The sequence below is a fragment of the Stenotrophomonas sp. KH_052 genome, assembly GCF_057838755.1.
Window position 1 is genome coordinate 3,154,952 of the sequence record NZ_CM174475.1, and the last position, 17,819, is coordinate 3,172,770.

General features: G+C 65.9%; 15 protein-coding genes. 13 read left to right on the forward strand and 2 right to left on the reverse strand.

Translation table 11 applies throughout. The annotated features are described in order from the left end of the window. Positions 1 to 90: 90 nt before the first annotated feature. The gene (locus AC3ITW_RS14560) at positions 91 to 678 is read right to left on the reverse strand and encodes a glutathione peroxidase (protein WP_012511571.1); all 588 of its coding nucleotides are present in this window, start codon (positions 676 to 678) and stop codon (positions 91 to 93) included. A 369-nt stretch (positions 679 to 1,047) separates the two neighbouring features. Here AC3ITW_RS14560 and AC3ITW_RS14565 point away from each other — a divergent pair, with 369 nt between their 5' ends. From AC3ITW_RS14565 to AC3ITW_RS14595, 7 genes are all read left to right on the forward strand, one after another. Further along, positions 1,048 to 1,284 carry a hypothetical protein gene (locus tag AC3ITW_RS14565; protein ID WP_100434969.1) on the forward strand — a complete coding sequence of 79 codons (237 nt, stop codon included), beginning with the start codon at positions 1,048 to 1,050 and terminating at the stop codon, positions 1,282 to 1,284. Positions 1,285 to 1,286: 2 nt separating this feature from the next. After that, on the forward strand, positions 1,287 to 1,646 hold the full coding sequence (locus AC3ITW_RS14570; protein ID WP_012511573.1) for a GntR family transcriptional regulator: 360 nt from the start codon (positions 1,287 to 1,289) through the stop codon (positions 1,644 to 1,646). Further along, a complete protein-coding gene (locus AC3ITW_RS14575) occupies positions 1,646 to 2,536 on the forward strand; it encodes an ABC transporter ATP-binding protein (RefSeq protein WP_006376922.1) in 891 nt (296 codons plus the stop codon). Before AC3ITW_RS14570 ends, AC3ITW_RS14575 begins: the two co-directional genes overlap by 1 nt. Continuing rightward, positions 2,533 to 3,555, forward strand: a complete 1,023-nt coding sequence (locus AC3ITW_RS14580; protein ID WP_006376924.1) for an ABC-2 transporter permease — start codon at positions 2,533 to 2,535, stop codon at positions 3,553 to 3,555. The genes AC3ITW_RS14575 and AC3ITW_RS14580 overlap by 4 nt, the downstream gene beginning before the upstream one ends. 25 nt (positions 3,556 to 3,580) lie before the next feature. Continuing rightward, complete coding sequence (locus AC3ITW_RS14585) at positions 3,581 to 4,468, forward strand: DUF4097 family beta strand repeat-containing protein (RefSeq protein ID WP_100434970.1); 888 nt, start codon at positions 3,581 to 3,583, stop codon at positions 4,466 to 4,468. A 30-nt stretch (positions 4,469 to 4,498) separates the two neighbouring features. Beyond that, complete coding sequence (locus AC3ITW_RS14590) at positions 4,499 to 5,116, forward strand: YggN family protein (RefSeq protein WP_100434971.1); 618 nt, start codon at positions 4,499 to 4,501, stop codon at positions 5,114 to 5,116. A gap of 105 nt (positions 5,117 to 5,221) precedes the next feature. Beyond that, positions 5,222 to 5,647 carry a hypothetical protein gene (locus AC3ITW_RS14595; protein ID WP_041864559.1) on the forward strand — a complete coding sequence of 142 codons (426 nt, stop codon included), beginning with the start codon at positions 5,222 to 5,224 and terminating at the stop codon, positions 5,645 to 5,647. Between the two features lie 127 nt (positions 5,648 to 5,774). On the opposite strand, the gene AC3ITW_RS14600 is transcribed toward AC3ITW_RS14595, so the two are convergent. Further along, complete coding sequence (locus AC3ITW_RS14600; protein WP_100434972.1) at positions 5,775 to 7,202, reverse strand: class II fumarate hydratase; 1,428 nt, start codon at positions 7,200 to 7,202, stop codon at positions 5,775 to 5,777. A gap of 289 nt (positions 7,203 to 7,491) precedes the next feature. On the opposite strand from AC3ITW_RS14600, the gene purB reads away from it, so the two are divergent. The 6 genes from purB (at position 7,492) to lpdA (ending at position 17,680) form a co-directional block, all read left to right on the forward strand. Next, entirely contained in the window at positions 7,492 to 8,859 is a 1,368-nt protein-coding gene (purB, locus tag AC3ITW_RS14605; protein WP_100434973.1) for an adenylosuccinate lyase, read from the forward strand. Between the two features lie 739 nt (positions 8,860 to 9,598). After that, positions 9,599 to 11,014 (forward strand): ribosomal protein uL16 3-hydroxylase, encoded by a 1,416-nt coding sequence (locus AC3ITW_RS14610; RefSeq protein WP_012511578.1) that lies wholly within the window; start codon positions 9,599 to 9,601, stop codon positions 11,012 to 11,014. A 9-nt stretch (positions 11,015 to 11,023) separates the two neighbouring features. Beyond that, a complete protein-coding gene (locus tag AC3ITW_RS14615; protein ID WP_100434974.1) occupies positions 11,024 to 11,920 on the forward strand; it encodes a GNAT family N-acetyltransferase in 897 nt (298 codons plus the stop codon). 186 nt (positions 11,921 to 12,106) lie between these two features. Beyond that, positions 12,107 to 14,938, forward strand: coding sequence for a 2-oxoglutarate dehydrogenase E1 component (locus tag AC3ITW_RS14620; protein ID WP_100434975.1), 2,832 nt, complete (start codon positions 12,107 to 12,109; stop codon positions 14,936 to 14,938). A gap of 39 nt (positions 14,939 to 14,977) precedes the next feature. Further along, positions 14,978 to 16,180, forward strand: a complete 1,203-nt coding sequence (gene sucB / locus AC3ITW_RS14625; RefSeq protein ID WP_012511581.1) for a dihydrolipoyllysine-residue succinyltransferase — start codon at positions 14,978 to 14,980, stop codon at positions 16,178 to 16,180. Between the two features lie 63 nt (positions 16,181 to 16,243). Beyond that, positions 16,244 to 17,680 (forward strand): dihydrolipoyl dehydrogenase, encoded by a 1,437-nt coding sequence (gene lpdA, locus AC3ITW_RS14630; RefSeq protein WP_012511582.1) that lies wholly within the window; start codon positions 16,244 to 16,246, stop codon positions 17,678 to 17,680. Positions 17,681 to 17,819 lie beyond the last annotated feature (139 nt).

The window sequence follows — 17,819 nt, forward strand, 5'->3', positions numbered from 1 at the left end:
CATTCCTGAAAGTGTCCGGGCGCCGACGTCGGCGCGAAAAGAGTCATTGTCGCACGCATGCCGTCGATGTCGAGGCATACATGCCGGATATCAATGCGTGGCGGCAGCGGCCAGCGCCTTGTCGATGGCGGCGGTGAGCTGTGCATCATCCGGCGTCACCTTGCTGGCGAACTGGGCGATGACCTTGCCATCGCGGCCGACCAGGTACTTGTGGAAGTTCCAGGCCGGGGCTACGCCGGTGGCTGCGCTCAGCCGCTGGTAAAGCGGCGTTGCCTGCGCCCCCACCACATGCACCTTCTCGAACATCGGGAACTTGACGCCGTAGGTCAGCGTGCAGAAATCCTGGATCTGCTTCTCGTCACCCGGCTCCTGGCCCTTGAAATCATTGGACGGGAAACCAAGCACGGCGAAGCCACGCCCCGCATAGCGCTTCTGCAGCGCTTCCAGCCCTTCGTACTGCGGGGTATAGCCGCACTTGCTGGCGGTGTTGACCACCAGCAGCACCTGCCCCTGGTAGCGCTGCTGCAGGTTGACCTGCTGCTTGCCGGCCAGCGGCCGGTAATCCAGGTCGAGCAGATCGGCAGCAAGGGCACTGCCGGAACCAGCAGCGCCGGCCACCATCAGGACCAGCAGGGACAGGCCGCGCAGGCGGCGCGAGGAAACAGTCGGCAGGGGCATCAGGAGCGGTCCGCGGTAGCCATTCAACAGGGGCCCGGCCAGCACCGGCCGGGGATCGGCCGAACTATAGCACCGGGCCTTTGCGGCCCAGATTGCGGCAGCCCGCCGCCACTTTGCGCGGCATGGCCTTTGGATGGAGCGTTCTTCAACCCCGGCGGAGTAATGACATGGTATGCACATCACTGAATGCAAGGTCGACCTGGGTTGCTCACCCGAATTATTTTATTTCCCTTCAAAATCAAAATCTTGAATGGATGTTTCAGCACCATGACCACCCCTGCCATCAGTTGGGGCCGGCAAGGACTTGCACGACGGCGTGCCGGTGTTATAGTTGCATACAACACCAGTCACCTGAGACAGGGGGAAGCCATGAACGTCCGGATACGTCGCAACCTCACCGCACCCGCGGCCGCTGCCGTTTCGACCCTGATCGTGCTGGCCTGGCTGGCCGCGCCAACCTCCCCCGCCTCAACCGACAGTGCGCAGGACGCGACCGCTTCACCGGCAGGCAATGCTGCCCCCTCCCCCTCCCCCCCGCGTCGGCTGCACAGCTCCCTGTCCATGCCGTACTTCTCGTTCGCCCAGCCGCTGACCCCACGGAGCTGAATATGAGCGACATCCAGTGGAGCGACGGTGCTCCCATCTACCGTCAGTTGAAGGAGCGCGTGATCGCCATGATGCTCGACGGAATCCTCAAGCCGGGCGATGCCCTGCCTTCGGTGCGCCAGGTGGCCGCCGACTACCAGCTCAACCCCATCACCGTTTCGCGCGCTTACCAGGAACTGGCCGACGAAGGCCTGGTCGAAAAGCGCCGCGGGCTGGGCATGTTCATGACCGAACAGGCGGCCACGCAGCTGCGCAGCAGCGAACGCGAACGCTTTCTCAATGAAGAATGGCCAGCGGTCCTGGAGCGCATCCAGCGCCTGGGCCTGAGCCTCGACGAATTGCTGCCCCAGGGGAAATTCTGATGAATGCCAGTCCCACTACTGCTGCATCCGGCGATGCCGTCATCACCGCCAAAGGCCTGCGCAAGGCCTACAAGACCACCGTCGCCCTCGACAATGCCAGCTTCAGCATTCCGAGCGGGCGCATCATCGGCCTGATCGGCCCCAACGGTGCCGGCAAGACCACTGCCCTGAAAGCCGTGCTCGGCCTGACCTCGGTGGAAGGCGAGCTGAGCGTGCTCGGCCGCGATCCGCGGCTGCATCGCGATGAGCTGATGAACGACATCTGCTTCATCGCCGATGTCGCCGTGCTGCCGCGCTGGCTGAAGGTCCGCGAGGCGATCGATTTCGTCGCCGGCGTCCATCCGCGCTTTGACCGCGCCCGCTGTGAGCGCTTCCTGGCCAACACCAAGCTGCAGCCGAAGCAGCGCGTGCGCGAACTGTCCAAGGGCATGATCGTGCAGCTGCACCTGGCGCTGGTGATGGCCATCGATGCCCGTATCCTGGTGCTGGACGAGCCCACCCTGGGCCTCGACATCCTGTACCGCAAGGAGTTCTACCAGCGCCTGCTGGAAGACTACTTCGATGAGCAGAAGACCATCATCGTCACCACCCACCAGGTGGAAGAGATCGAACACATCCTCAGCGACGTGATGTTCATCCGTGACGGCCGCATCGTGCTTGATGCGGAAATGGACGAGGTCGGACGGCGCTACACCGAGCTGCTGGTCAACGCCGATCAGCTGGATACCGCGCGCGCCCTGAAGCCGATCGACGAACGCAGCCTGACGTTCGGCAAGACCGTGATGCTGTTCGATGGCGTGCCGCGCTCCCAGCTTTCCACCCTTGGCGAGACCCGCAGCCCGGGCCTGGCCGACCTGTTCGTCGCCATCATGAAGGGGACCTACGCATGAATGCCGTCAACCACCCCGTCAGCCCACTGGGCACGCTGCGCTGGCTGCTCAAGCGCGAGTACTGGGAAAACCGCGGAGGATTCCTGTATGCCCCGCTGATCGCCGGCCTGATTTCGCTGGTGATGAGTACCGTCGGCATCGCCTTCGGCCTGTTCGCGCTGAATCGCGCCGCGCGCAACGGCGGATTCCATGTCGATGGCGAAAGCGTGAACGTCAACGGCCTGGACCTGGCACTGCTCACCCGCAACATCGACAGCAAGGACCTCACCGACCTCGGCAACGGCCTCGACCTGACCCTGGTGCTGAGCTCGGCATGGCCGTTCCTGGTGCTGGCCTTCGTGGTGTTCTTCTACTGCCTGGGCGCGCTGTACGACGACCGCCGCGACCGCAGCATCCTGTTCTGGAAGTCGCTGCCGCTGTCGGACACCCAGACAGTGTTGTCCAAGGTGATCAGTGCACTGGTGGTGGCACCGCTGATCGCGGTGATCGCCGGCATCATCACAATGTTCGGCTTCATGCTGATCATCAGCATCGTGGCCCTGATGCATGGTGGCAGCCCGATGACCCTGATCTGGGGTCCGGCCAGCCCGCTGACCCTGGCCGCCGGCCACCTGTCCTGGATTCCGGTCTATGCCCTGTGGGCACTGCCTACCGCAGGCTGGCTGCTGCTGTGCTCGGCCTGGGCCAAGAGCAAGCCGTTCCTGTGGGCGGTAATGCTGCCGCTGTTTGCCGGCGTCATCGTCAGCACCACCAAGATCATGCCGCTGTTCGGCCTGAGCACCGGCTGGTTCTGGCAGAACATCGTCGGCCGCCTGCTGCTGGGCGGCGTGCCGGGCATGGACCTGGTGTACCGCCTCAGCGCCGGTTCGCGGCGTGACCTGGATTCGGTGGTCAGCCTGATGTCCCCCGCTTCGCAGCTGAAGTCACTGGCGATGCCGGAACTGTGGATCGGTGCTGCCGTCGGTGCAGTGTTCATCTTCCTCGCCATCCGCCTGCGCAAGCGCGCCGGCGAGATCTGATTCCATCCACCCGGAGGCACCACCCATGCGTTCTTTGCTCGCCTGTTCCGCGTTGTTGCTGTTGCCGTTGTCGGCGCTGGCCGCCGATGCTCCGAACTGCAAGTTCACTGCCGCCCGCACGTTGAAGCTGGACGTGGCTGGTGCCAAGGCAGTGGTGTTCGAGGTCAACCAGCATGACCTGAAGGTCGTTGCCAGCGCCGGTGGCGGCCAGCTCGATGGTCGCGCCTGTGCCTCCAACCAGGAATGGCTGGACCAGCTGGTGCTGGGCCAGCGCAAGGTGGGCGACAAGCTGGTGGTCAGCCTGCGCCGCGAGGGCCGCATCAGCAGCATCAGCCTGGGCAACAGTTACGCCTGGCTGGATATCCGCGGCAGCGTGCCGGACAACCTGCCGCTGCAGGTCAAGGTCGGCTCGGGCGACGCCAGCATGGAAAACGCACAGTCGTTGAGCGTGGACGTCGGTTCCGGTGACGCCATCGCCCGCGGCACCCGGGGCAGCATCCATGCCGCGGTGGGTTCGGGCGACCTCGACATCGACGGTGGCAGCTCGCTGAACCTGCTGTCGCTCGGCTCGGGCGACGTTACGGCGCGCAACATCGGCGGCGATGTCATTACCGGCACGGTCGGCTCCGGTGACCTGAAGATCACCGACGTGCGTGGCAACGCGCGGCTGGACACCGTCGGCTCGGGCGACATCGAGTTCAAGCGCGTGCAGGGCAATGTCGAGGTGGGCGTGGTCGGCTCCGGCGGCGTCGATCTCACCGACATCGGCGGCAATGTGCACGTCCGCAGCCATGGCTCGGGCGACATCCAGGTCGATGGTGTGCGCGGCAGCCTCACCGTCGACCACAGCGGCAGCGGTGACGTCGGCCACCGCAATGTCAGCGGCAAGGTCACCCTGCCGCGCAACAAGTAACTCTCAGCCAACCGATCCCAGGGGAATACCATGAACCTGTTGCGCCTGCTGCCTGCCACCCTGTTGTGCCTGCCGCTGATCGCCTGTGGCGGCACCTCTTCCTCGCCTGACAAGACCGTCGGCAAGAGTGTTGCCGAGGCCACCAGCGGCGTCGGCGAGACCGTCAAGGACGCCATGAACGATGCCCGCAAAGACATCGCCCAGGGCAACATCAAGATCTCCGCCGACAAGCAGCCGCGTGCGGAGATCACGCCGGATGGCCGCCTGCTGATCGCGGGCAAGGAGATCGCCGCCAACGATATCCAGCGCCGTCATCTGCAGGACTACCGCGGCCACGTGGTCGCCATCGCGATGGACGGCATGGATGTCGGCCTGGCAGGCGCCAAACTGGGTGCCAGTGCTGCCGGCGAAGCGCTGAAGGGCATTTTCAGTGGCGACAGCGAAGGTGTCGAAAAGCGCATCAATGCCGAAGCCGAGAAGATCGAAGCCCAGGCCAAGCGCATCTGCGACCGCCTGCCCGCGATGCTGGCCAGCCAGCAGGCGCTGGCGCACGAACTGCCGGCATTCAAGCCCTACGCGACGATGGACCAGAGCGACGTGGACGACTGCGGCAAGGACACCGGCAAGGGCCACACCGTCAATCCCTGACTGCGGCAAATGAGCGCACCCGGCCGGCAGCGCGCAAGCGTTGCCGGCCGACGCTGCCTGCGCGGGCTTACAATGGCCGCCCCGGATGCACCCGATCAAACCGCCATGAAGAAACTGTTCCTGCTGCTGGCCGCCCTGCTCTGCCTGGGCCTGGTTGGCTGTGACAAGGATTACCGCAACCACCGCGCCGAGCGCGGCAAGCCCAAGATTTCCGTGAGCGAAGGCATGGTCACCGTGCGTCGCCCACCCGCGCCGAACATCATCATCCTCGCCGATGGCACGATGAAGATGGACGAAATCCAGATTCCGCTGGACGACGCGCAGAAGCAGATGCTGCAGACCATGTTCGGCAAGCTGCAGGTGTTGCGCCAGAACACCCTGGTGGCCGCACCGGCCGATCCCAACATGCAGCCGGTGAAGATCCAGCCGCCCGAAGGCATGGAAGTGATTCCGTCTGACCTGATCCAGCGTATCCCCGAGTTCAAGGACTACACCGACACCTTCGGCAACATCGTCGCTGACCGTCGCTGAAAAAAGAAACGCCGCCCGAGGGCGGCGTTTCTCATTGACCCGGTAGCGCCGGGCCACGCCCGGCGAGCGCAGCGCGCGGCCCTCCGGCGGTTCGCCGGGCATGGCCCGGCGCTACACAACCGGTAGATCAACCGCCCGCGCCACCACCACCGGCCTGGATGCCACCGGCGGTCAGCGCGGTCGGATCCAGCAGGCGGCGCAGCTCGGCTTCGGCCAGGCCACTGTCTTCCAGCGCCACGTCCAGCACCGGGCGCTGTTCCTTGTAGGCGCGCTTGGCAATCGCCGCGGCCTTCTCGTAGCCGATGATCGGGTTCAGTGCGGTGACCAGAATCGGGTTGCGTGCCAGCGCCTCGGCCACGCGGTCCTCGCGCACCTTCAGCCCGGCAATCGCGCTGTCGGCCAGCAGGGTGGACACATTGGCCAGCAGGCCGATGCCATCGAGCAGGTTCACCGCGATCAGCGGCAACGTGACATTGAGCTGGAAGTTGCCGGTCTGGCCGGCCACGGTAATGGCGGTGTGGTGGCCGATCACCTGTGCACAAGCCATCACCGTCGCTTCCGGAATGACCGGATTGACCTTGCCCGGCATGATCGAGCTGCCCGGCTGCAGGGCCGGCAGTTCAATCTCGCCCAGCCCAGCCAGCGGACCGGCGTTCATCCAGCGCAGGTCATTGGCGATCTTGATCAGTGCCACCGCCAGCGCATTGAGCTGGCCGGACAGTTCCACCGCATCGTCCTGCGCGGCCAGGCCTTCGAACTTGTTCTCGGCACTGTCGAACTTGAAACCGGTCTGCTGCTTCAGCGCCTTCGCCACCTGGGTACCGAAGCGCGGATCGGCGTTGATACCGGTGCCGATGGCGGTGCCGCCCAGCGGCAGGCGACGCACGCGCTTGAGGCTGTCTTCGATACGCTCCTGCGCCGACGCCAGCTGTGCCGACCACGCGCCGAACTCCTGCTCGAAGGTCAGCGGCATCGCATCCATCAGGTGGGTACGGCCGGTCTTGACCACCTTGCGCAGGCTGCGGCCCTTCTTGTCCAGGGTCTTGCGCAGGTGTACCAGCGCCGGCAGCAGCTGCTCATGGGTCGCCAGCACCGCCGACACGCGCAGCGCGGTCGGGATCACGTCGTTGGAGCTCTGCCCCTGGTTGACGTGGTCGTTGGGGTGCACGCTGGTCTTGCCCGCCTTGCCGGCACGGTTGGCCAGGGTGGCGATGACCTCATTGGCATTCATGTTCGACGACGTGCCCGAGCCGGTCTGGTAGACGTCGATCGGGAAATGCGCGTCCCATTCACCGGTGGCCACTTCGGCCGCGGCGGACTGGATGGCCTTGGCCACGTTCTTCGGCAGGTGGCCCAGCTCGGCGTTGACGCCGGCGGCGGCGCCCTTGACCAGGCCCAGCGCGCGGATGAAACCGCGCGGCATGCGCTGGCCCGACACCGGGAAATTCTGCACGGCACGCTGGGTCTGTGCGCCCCACAGGGCGTCCGCAGGCACCTGCAGCTCGCCCATGCTGTCGTGTTCGATTCTGAAACCCTTGCTTGCAGCTTTGCTCATTGCATCAACTCCGCACTACTTCAGTTGGGGAAAGGGAAGCGGCGGCTGGCAGGGTGTCGCTTCCCGGGCTGGCGGCTGCGCCAACGATACTCCCTTGCTGGTGACACGGGATGACGGGGACGGGCCAGATCGTTCCGTCCGCAGGGCCGTTTACACGGGTAGCGCCGGGCCATGCCCGGCGAGCGCGCAGCGCGGCGACCATCCGCCGGGCATGGCCCGGCGCTACCAAGCATGCGAAAGCCACGCGTCGTAGAATATGGCCCCCGCCGCTCGCCCCAGCCCTGCCGACATGTCCGATTCCGCCCTGCTCGCCCTGTCCCCGCTCGATGGCCGCTATGCCGGCAAGGTCGACGCCCTGCGCCCGATCTTCTCCGAGTACGGCCTGATCAAGGCCCGCGTCACGGTCGAGGTGGAATGGCTGCTGGCCCTGGCCGCCGAACCGGGCATCGTCGAGCTGGCACCGTTCTCCGACGCCGCCATCGCACGCCTGCGCGCCCTGGCCGCCAGCTTCAGCCCGGCCCAGGCCGCGCGCGTGAAGGAGATCGAGCGCACCACCAACCATGACGTCAAGGCGGTGGAGTACTTCATCAAGGAACAGCTGAAGGACGACGCCGAGCTGGCCCCGGCGCTGGAATTCGTGCATTTCGCCTGCACCAGCGAAGACATCAACAACCTCAGCTATGGCCTGATGCTGGAACAGGCCCGCCGCGAGGTGCTGCTGCCGACCCTGGACGGCATCGCCACCTCCCTGCGCAGCCTGGCCCACGCCCAGGCCGGCCAGCCGATGCTGTCGCGCACCCACGGCCAGACCGCCTCGCCGACCACCCTCGGCAAGGAGCTGGCCAACGTGGTCGCCCGCCTGGAACGCCAGCGCAAGCAGATTGCCGCGGTCGAACTGACCGGCAAGATCAATGGCGCGGTGGGCAACTACAACGCCCACATCGCCAGCTACCCGGACGTGGACTGGCCGGCCTTCGCCGAGCGCTTCGTGACCAGCCTGGGCCTGGTGTTCAACCCGTACACCACGCAGATCGAGCCGCACGACAACATCGCCGAAATCGGCGATGCCGCGCGCCGCGCCAACATCATCCTGATCGACCTGGCCCGCGACATCTGGGGTTACGTATCGCTGGGCTACTTCAAGCAGCGCCTGAAGGAAGGCGAAGTCGGTTCGTCGACGATGCCACACAAGGTCAACCCGATCGATTTCGAGAACGCCGAAGGCAACTTCGGCATCGCCAACGCGCTGTTCGAGCACTTCAGCGCCAAGCTGCCGATCAGCCGCTGGCAGCGTGACCTGACCGACTCCACCGTGCTGCGTGCACTGGGTACCGCGTTCGGCCACAGCCAGGTGGCGCTGGATTCGCTGGCCAAGGGCCTGGGCAAGCTGGAAGTGAACCCGCAGCGCCTGGATGCCGATCTGGATGCAGCCTGGGAAGTGCTGGCCGAGGCCGTGCAGACGGTGATGCGTCGCCACGGCCTGCCGAACCCGTACGAACAGCTGAAGGCGCTGACCCGCGGCCAGGGCATCACCGCCGAGTCGATGCGCGCGTTCGTGCAGGGGCTGGAGCTGCCGGCGGATGCGAAGCAGCGCCTGCTGGAGATGACCCCGGGCAGCTACACCGGTCTGGCCGAGTCGCTGGCGAAGAAGATTTAAGGGGTTTCCTTTGCGGCGGCGGCCGCGGGCGCTGCCTGCGGCAGGCAACAGCAACAGCAACAGCAACGACAACAACAACAGCAACGTCAAGAGCGGCTCTGGATTGCCGCTAGCTGGGCGGGTCGGGATGGGCCAGCGGGACACGCCGTAAACCCATCCCTGGGGGCTCGATGGCGCCATCCATGGCGCCAACGGTCCCGCTGGCCCATCCCGACCCACCTCTGACAGATTTCCGGTGACGGATCGAAGAGCGGTGGGTTGTCGGGACGGAATTTGAAAGAGGGACGCGGCTTCGCCGCGTCCCTCTTTCGTTTGTCCGATGGGGTCAGATCCCTTTTCCATTGGAAAAGGGATCTGACCCCACGAGCGCAGGAGCATGAGCAAGCGCAGCGCGCGACCCGCTTTTGCCTTGCTTTTCTTCTTCCATTCCGTGGCGGGCCGCGCAGGAAACTGTCAGGGGCCGGGCGGGTGGGCCATGCAGGGGCGTTGGCGCCATGGATGGCGCCATCGAGCTTACAAGGACGTACTTGCAGCGTCCCCTGCATGGCCCACCCGCCCGGCCAAGCGCGGCTTTTGCTTTCAGCGACCAACCCAACCACCCGCCACGAGGGGCTCCGCCGTTGGCCGGACACCCCGCGACAAACCCGCGCACGTGCGCAATCCCGGCGAACGTCGGACAATGGAGGCCTTGGCGGCCCGCCGCGCCGCCCCTCCCGCTTTCCGCTGCAAGGATTCCCCCATGGCCGCCCGCAAGTCCTCCGCCCCCCTCATCGAAGTCACCGCCCGCCCCGGCCAGCCGCTGGGCATGGCGCCGGCCACCTTCCTGCGCGATTTCTGGCAGAAGCGCCCGCTGCTGATCCGCAACGCCTTCCCGGATTTCCAGACCCCGGTGCAGCCGGAAGACCTGGCCGGCCTGGCCTGCGAAGAAGGCGTGCTGGCCCGCCTGATCGAGCATGACAAGACCCAGGATGGCTGGCGCGTACGCACCGGCCCGTTCCAGGAAGAGATCTTCCCCGCCCTCCCCGACCGCGACTGGACCCTGCTGGTGCAGGACGTGGACAAGTGGGACAAGGACGTGCGTGCGTTGATCGAGCACTTCAGCTTCCTGCCGCGCTGGCGCATGGATGACGTGATGATCAGCTTTGCCGCCACCGGTGGCTCGGTTGGTGCCCACGTCGACCAGTACGACGTGTTCCTGCTGCAGGCCCAGGGCCACCGCCGCTGGCAGATCGATGCCAGTGAATCGATCAAGGGCAAGCAGCCGCCGCTGGGCTTCCGCCCCGACGTGGAGCTGAAGCTGCTGAAGGTATTCAAGCCGACCCACGATTGGGTGCTGGCACCGGGCGACATGCTGTACCTGCCGCCGAACGTGCCGCACCACGGCGTCGCCGAAGACCCCTGCCTGACCTTCTCGTTCGGCATGCGCGCGCCAGCGTCGGCCGAGCTGATCAGCGACTACCTGGACACCCTCATCGCCGATGCCGACGAGAACATCCGCTACCAGGATGGCGACCTGAAGGTACCGGCCGACCCGAACGAAATCGACACGGTGGCGATGGCTCGGGTGATCACCGCGCTCAACGCCATCCGCATGAACGATCCGGACAAGCTGGGTGACTGGTTCGGCCGCTTCATCACCACCTACCGTGCCGCCGGCGAAGTGATGCCCCACCAGGCTGCTCCGGCCCCGGAGGAAGTGATCGAGGCGCTGGCCTCCGGCCTGCTGCTGCAGCGCCACCCGTGGGCACGCCTGGCCTGGCGCCGGGCCAAGCGTGGCGCCAGCCTGTATGTCAGCGGCCGGGACTTCGCGCTGCCGGTCAAGGACGCGCAGCGCCTGGCCGGTGCCGAACAGCTGGACGCCGCCGCTTACCGCGGCCTGTCCGACAAGGGCCGCGCTGCGGTCCAGCAGCTGCTGGTCGGCGGTGTGTTCCAGCTGATCGACCCGAACGAGATGTATGAGGCCGAAGACGAGGACGACGGTGAGGATGCCGTGGTGCTCGGCGAAGTCGTCGAAGGCCGTGACCGCGTGGATGCGATCGACGCTGACGCGGTGTCCGACGATGTCCACTCCGTGACCGTGCACGACGACGGCATCGAGGTTATCGTCAACTTCGAGGACGACGAGGAAGACGACAGCGGTGCTGGCCGCGCCTGAGTCGCCACCATGATCCGGGTCCAGCAGGTCAGTCACGCCGATGCCCACGTCGCCATCCACGAGGTACGCCAGCGCGTGTTCGTGCAGGAACAGGGCATCGCCGCCGAGCTGGAACGCGACGCGCTGGACCCGGTCAGCGCCCATGTGCTGGCGCTGGATGGCGACGGGCAGCCGGTCGGCACCGGCCGGCTGGCCCCGGACGGCCGCATCGGCCGCATGGCGGTGCTGGCCAGCCATCGCAGCCATGGGGTGGGCGAGGCTTTGCTGGAGGCGCTGGTCGAGGCCGGGCGGCGGCTCGGGCTGGCCGAGCTGCACCTGCACGCCCAGCTGCCCGCCCGCGATTTCTATGCCCGCCAGGGCTTCCTGCCCGAAGGCGAGGTGTTCGAGGAGGCCGGCATCGGTCACCAGCAGATGCGCCGCCGGCTGGACGCCGCCAGCGCCATCGACAGCCGCGCCGAGGCGCTGGCCATCACCACCGCCATCATCCATCGCGCCCGCCGCCAGCTGTGGCTGCACAGCCGCCAACTGGATCCGGGCCTGCTGGATGCGCCGCCGGTGCAGGCGGCCCTGCGTCGCTTCGCCACCGCCCGCCACGACAAGCAGCTGCGGGTGATCGTGCACGATGCGGCTGCGATCGCCTCGGCCGGAGCGCCACTGCTGGCGCTGGCCCAGCGTCTGCCCAGCGTGATCCAGTTCCGCGAGGTCACCGACCCGGTCGACCGTGGGCTGGCCTCGGCCTGCCTGCTCAACGATGCCGGCGACTTCTACTTTCGTCTGATCGGGCATCGGCTCGACGGCGAGGCCGGCATCGCGCTACCGGCACGTTCGCAGCCGTTCGAGCAGCAATTGCAGCGCATCTGGGACCGTTCACGCGATTGCAGTGAACTGCGCGCGCTCGGCATCTGAGCCAGCGCAGCTGACCCAACCTGTCTGGAAGCGGCACCGGGGGACGCGCGATGCCCTTGGTGGTGCCCCTTCGTGTCCGGTTGGGGGTACAATTTGGCTGTTTGAACGCGCCCGTGCATGGCTATTCATCTTCGTGCCGGGTCCTTCTGAAGCCATACCCCACAAAGCGAATCAGCACCCTCCATCGTGGACAATCAACTGAAGCAGTTTGCGCAATCTTCGCAACTCGCCGGCGGCAACGCCTCCTATGTCGAGGACCTGTACGAGCAGTACCTGGTCTCCCCGGATAGTGTCGATCCCAAATGGAAAACCTACTTCGACGGCTTCAAGGGCCGCGAAGCAGGTGACATTCCCCACTCGGCTGTCATCTCCCACATCGCGGACGCAGCCAAGGATGCGCTGAAAGCTGGCACCGGCACCGGTGCAGGCGACGAGCGTGAGCGCAATGTCGGTCGCCTGATCACCGCCTACCGTTCGCGCGGTCACCTGGACGCCCGCCTGGATCCGCTGGGCCTGGCTGCTCCGGTCAACACCCCGGACCTGGGCCTGCCGTTCCACAGCCTGTCCGATGGCGACCTCAACAGCGAGTTCAGCACCGGCGGCGTCGGCGGCCAGCCGCGCATGAAGCTGCGCGACCTGCTGGCACGCCTGAAGGCGACCTACACCGGCTCGATCGGTGCGGAGTTCATGCACATCTCCGAGGTCGAGCAGCGCCAGTGGATCTACAAGAAGCTGGAACTGGCCGGCGGCAACTACCAGCTGGACGCTGACACCCAGCGCCGCACGCTGGAGCGCCTGACCGCAGCCGAAGGCCTCGAGCGCTACCTGCACACCAAGTACGTCGGCCAGAAGCGTTTCTCGCTGGAAGGCGGCGACTCGCTGATCCCGATGATGGACACCATCATCCGCAGCGCCGGCAAGGATGGCGTCAAGGATGTGGTGGTCGGCATGGCCCACCGCGGCCGCCTGAACGTGCTGGTCAACACCCTCGGCAAGAACCCGCGCAAGCTGTTCGACGAATTCGAAGGCAAGTTCGAGCACGACGAGCACGCCTCGGCCGGTGACGTGAAGTACCACATGGGCTTCTCGGCCGACGTGGCCACCGACGGTGGCCCGGTGCACCTGGCGCTGGCGTTCAACCCGTCGCACCTGGAAATCGCCGACCCGGTCGTGGCCGGCTCGGTGCGTTCGCGCCAGGAACGCCGCAAGGACACCGCGCGCAAGCAGGTGATGCCGATCCTGATCCACGGCGACGCGGCCTTCTCCGGCCAGGGCGTGGTCATGGAGCTGTTCCAGATGTCGCAGGCCCGCGGCTTCGCCGTCGGCGGCACCGTGCACATCGTGGTCAACAACCAGGTCGGCTTCACCACCTCCAACCCGCTGGATACGCGCTCCACGCGCTATGCCACCGACGTGGCGAAGATGATCGCCGCCCCGGTGCTGCACGTGAACGGCGATGATCCGGAAGCGGTGGTGTTCGCTGCACAGCTGGCCTTCGAGTTCCGCCAGAAGTTCGCCAAGGACGTGGTCATCGACCTGATGTGCTACCGCCGTTGGGGCCACAACGAGGCCGACGAGCCGGCGATCACCCAGCCGCTGATGTACCAGGTGATCCGCAAGCACGCCACCACCCGCGAGATGTACGCCGAACAGCTGGAAAAGGCAGGCGTGATCGCCGCCGGCGCAGGCAAGGCGATGGTCGATGCGTACCGCGAGAAGCTGGATGCCGGTGAAGTGACCACCGAGCTGGCGAAGGTCGAGAAGACCCCGCCGAGCAGCCCGCTGTTCGTCGATTGGCCGAAGCTGCTGGAAGGCAAGCTGTCCGATCCGATCTCGACCAAGGTCGAGAAGAACAAGCTGGTCGAACTGGCCAAGCTGATCAACACCGTGCCGGAAGAAGTGCAGCTGCACTCACGCGTGTCCAAGGTCTACGACGACCGCCGCAAGATGGCCGCTGGCGAGATCCCGGGCGACTGGGGCTTTGCCGAGAACCTGGCCTACGCCACCCTGCTGGACGAAGGCAGTGCCCTGCGCCTGGTCGGCCAGGACGTCGGCCGCGGTACGTTCACCCACCGCCACGCGATCCTGCACGACCAGAAGACCGACAACTACTACCTGCCGCTGCGGCAGCTGGTGGATTCGCCGGAGAAGGCCACCATCATCGATTCGCTGCTCAGCGAAGAAGCGGTGATGGCCTACGAATACGGCTTCTCGACCACCGATCCGAACACCCTGTGCATCTGGGAAGGCCAGTTCGGCGACTTCGCCAACGGCGCCCAGGTGGTGATCGACCAGTTCATCGCCGCCGGTGAAGCCAAGTGGGGCCGCATTTCCGGCCTGACCCTGCTGCTGCCGCATGGCTATGAAGGGCAAGGTCCGGAACACAGCTCGGCGCGCCTGGAGCGCTTCCTGCAGCTGTGCGCGCTGGAGAACATGCTGGTGGTAGTGCCGTCGACCCCGGCGCAGGCCTTCCACATGCTGCGTCGCCAGCAGCACCTGACCACCCGCAAGCCGCTGGTGGTGATGTCGCCCAAGTCGCTGCTGCGCCACAAGCTGGCCGTGTCGACCCTGGACGAGCTGGCCAATGGCGAGTTCCAGCACCTGATCGGCGATGCCAATGCCGATGCCAAGAAGGTCAAGCGCGTGGTGCTGTGCTCGGGCAAGGTCTACTACGACCTGCTGGAAGACCAGACCAAGCGTGGCCAGGACGACGTGGCGATCATCCGCGTGGAGCAGCTGTATCCGTTCCCGCGTGCGCTGCTGGCTGCCGAACTGAAGAAGTACGGCAAGGCCACCGACGTGGTGTGGACGCAGGAAGAACCGCAGAACCAGGGTGCGTGGTACCAGATCCGCCACCACCTGCAGTTCTGCCTGGCCGATGGCCAGAACCTGCACTACGCCGGTCGCGCACGTTCGGCTTCGCCGGCTGCCGGTCACATGGCTGACCACGTCCGCGAACAGCAGCAGCTGGTCGCCGATGCACTGGTCAACCCGTTCAACGACTCGTTCGCTGAATAACTCTCCCCCTATTTAGAAGACAAACCAGGAAGCTCCCGCATGGCCACCGAAGTCAAAGCCCCGGTACTGCCCGAATCCGTCGCCGACGGCACCATCGCCACCTGGCACAAGAAGGTGGGCGACGCCGTCAAGCGCGACGAAAACCTGCTTGACCTGGAAACCGACAAGGTCGTTCTGGAAGTGCCGTCGCCGGTCGATGGTGTGATCAAGGAAATCAAGTTCGCCGAAGGCGCGACCGTGACCTCCAGCCAGGTCGTGGCGATCATCGAAGAAGGCGCCGTGGCCGCTGCTCCGGCGCCGGCCGCTGAAGCCGCTCCGGCTGCTGCCGCCGCTCCGGCCGCTGCTGCGCCCGCTGCCGCCGCTGCTCCGGCCCCGGCTGCCAAGTCGGCCGCTGACGCGCTGCCGCCGGGCGCCCGCTTCACTGCCATCACTGAAGGCGTGAATCCGGCTGACGTCGATGGCACCGGCCGTCGCGGCGCGGTGACCAAGGAAGACATCGTCAACTTCGCCCGCAACGGCGGCGCCGGCAAGGCCGGTGGCGCACGTCCGGAAGAACGCGTGCCGATGACCCGCATCCGCAAGCGCATCGCCGAGCGCCTGATGGAGTCGAAGAACTCCACCGCCATGCTGACCACCTTCAACGAAGTCGACCTGTCCAAGGTGTCGGCCGCGCGCAAGGAACTGCAGGACGAGTTCGTCAAGGCCCACGGCATCAAGCTGGGCTTCATGAGCTTCTTCGTGAAGGCCGCTGCCAACGCGCTGCAGCGCTTCCCGCTGGTCAACGCCTCGATCGACGGCGATGACATCATCTACCACGGCTACTCGGACATCTCGATCGCCGTGTCGACCGAGAAGGGCCTGGTCACGCCGGTGCTGCGCAACGTCGAGCGCATGTCGTTCGCCGACATCGAGCGCACCATCGCCGACTACGCCAAGAAGGCCCGTGACGGCAAGCTGAGCCTGGAAGAACTGCAGGGCGGCACCTTCACCGTGACCAACGGCGGCACCTTCGGTTCGCTGCTGTCGACCCCGATCATCAACCCGCCGCAGAGCGCCATCCTGGGCATGCATGCCATCAAGGAGCGTCCGATCGCCCAGAACGGCCAGGTCGTGATCGCGCCGATGATGTACCTGGCGATGTCCTACGATCACCGCATCATCGACGGCAAGGACTCGGTGCAGTTCCTGGTGGACATCAAGAACCAGCTGGAAAACCCGGGCCGCATGCTGTTCGGCCTGTAAGAAACCTCCCGCCCCTCCGCGCCTGCGCGGAGGGGTTCTGGTAATGCATCAAGGAATAATTCAATGGCTGAACAATTCGACGTCGTCGTCATCGGTGCCGGCCCGGCCGGTTACCACGCTGCCATCCGCGCCGCACAGCTGGGCCTGAAGACCGCCTGCATCGACGCAGCGCTGGGCAAGGACGGCAAGCCGGCCCTGGGCGGCACCTGCCTGCGCGTGGGCTGCATCCCGTCCAAGGCGCTGCTGGATTCCTCGCGCCAGTTCTGGAACATGGGCCACATCTTTGGCGACCATGGCATCAGCTTCAAGGATGCCAAGATGGACGTCGAAGCGATGGTTGGCCGCAAGGACAAGATCGTCAAGCAGTTCACCGGCGGCATCGCCATGCTGTTCAAGGCCAACAAGGTCGCCACCTACTACGGCTTCGGTGAACTGCAGCCGGGCAACGTGGTCAAGGTGAAGCAGCACGACGGCTCGGAAGTCGAGCTGAAGGGCACCAACGTCATCATTGCCGCCGGTTCGGATTCGATCGAACTGCCGTTCGCCAAGTTCGACGGCGATACCATCGTCGACAACGTCGGCGGCCTGGACTTCACCGAAGTGCCGAACCGCCTGGCAGTCATCGGCGCCGGCGTGATCGGCCTGGAACTGGGCAGCGTGTGGAAGCGCCTGGGCGCTGAAGTCACCATCCTCGAAGCACTGCCGGAATTCCTGGCCGTGGCCGACGCCGAAGTGGCCAAGACCGCTGCCAAGGAATTCAAGAAGCAGGGCCTGGACATCCGCCTCGGCGCCAAGGTCTCCAAGACCGAGATCACCGGCAAGGGCAAGAAGAAGGAAGTCGTTGTCACCTACACCGACAGCGAAGGCGAAAAGACCCTGACCGTGGACAAGCTGCTGGTGGCCGTTGGCCGTCGCGCCGCCACCAAGGGCCTGCTGGCCGAAGGCACCGGCGTCAAGATCAACGAGCGTGGCCAGATCGAAGTCGATGCGCATTGCCACACCGGCGTCAACGGCGTGTGGGCGGTCGGCGACTGCGTGCGCGGCCCGATGCTGGCACACAAGGGCTTCGAGGAAGGCATCGCGGTGGCTGAGCTGATCGCCGGCCTGCCGGGCCACGTCAACTTCGACACCATCCCGTGGGTCATCTACACCGAGCCGGAACTGGCATGGGTCGGCAAGACCGAAGCCCAGCTGAAGGCCGAAGGCATCCCGTACAAGGCCGGCAGCTTCCCGTTCGCCGCCAACGGCCGTGCCGTGGCGATGATCGAGCCCGCAGGCTTCGTGAAGATCCTGGCCCATGCCGAAACCGATCGCATCCTCGGCATGCACCTGGTCGGCGCCAACGTCTCCGAGCTGGTGCACGAAGGCGTGCTGACCATGGAGTTCAGCGGCTCGGCCGATGACCTGGCCCGCATCTGCCACGCCCACCCGTCGCTGTCGGAAGTGATCCACGACGCAGCGATGGCGGTCAGCAAGCGCGCCATCCACAAGGCGAACTGATCTGCATCCAGGTGGGTGCCGACCGTTGGTCGGCACACTCCAGCCAAGAAAAAACCCCGCCTCGGCGGGGTTTTTTCTTGGCGCTGATGATGTAGAGCCGAGCCCACGCTCGGCTATCCCGGGAGAAGAGCCGAGCATC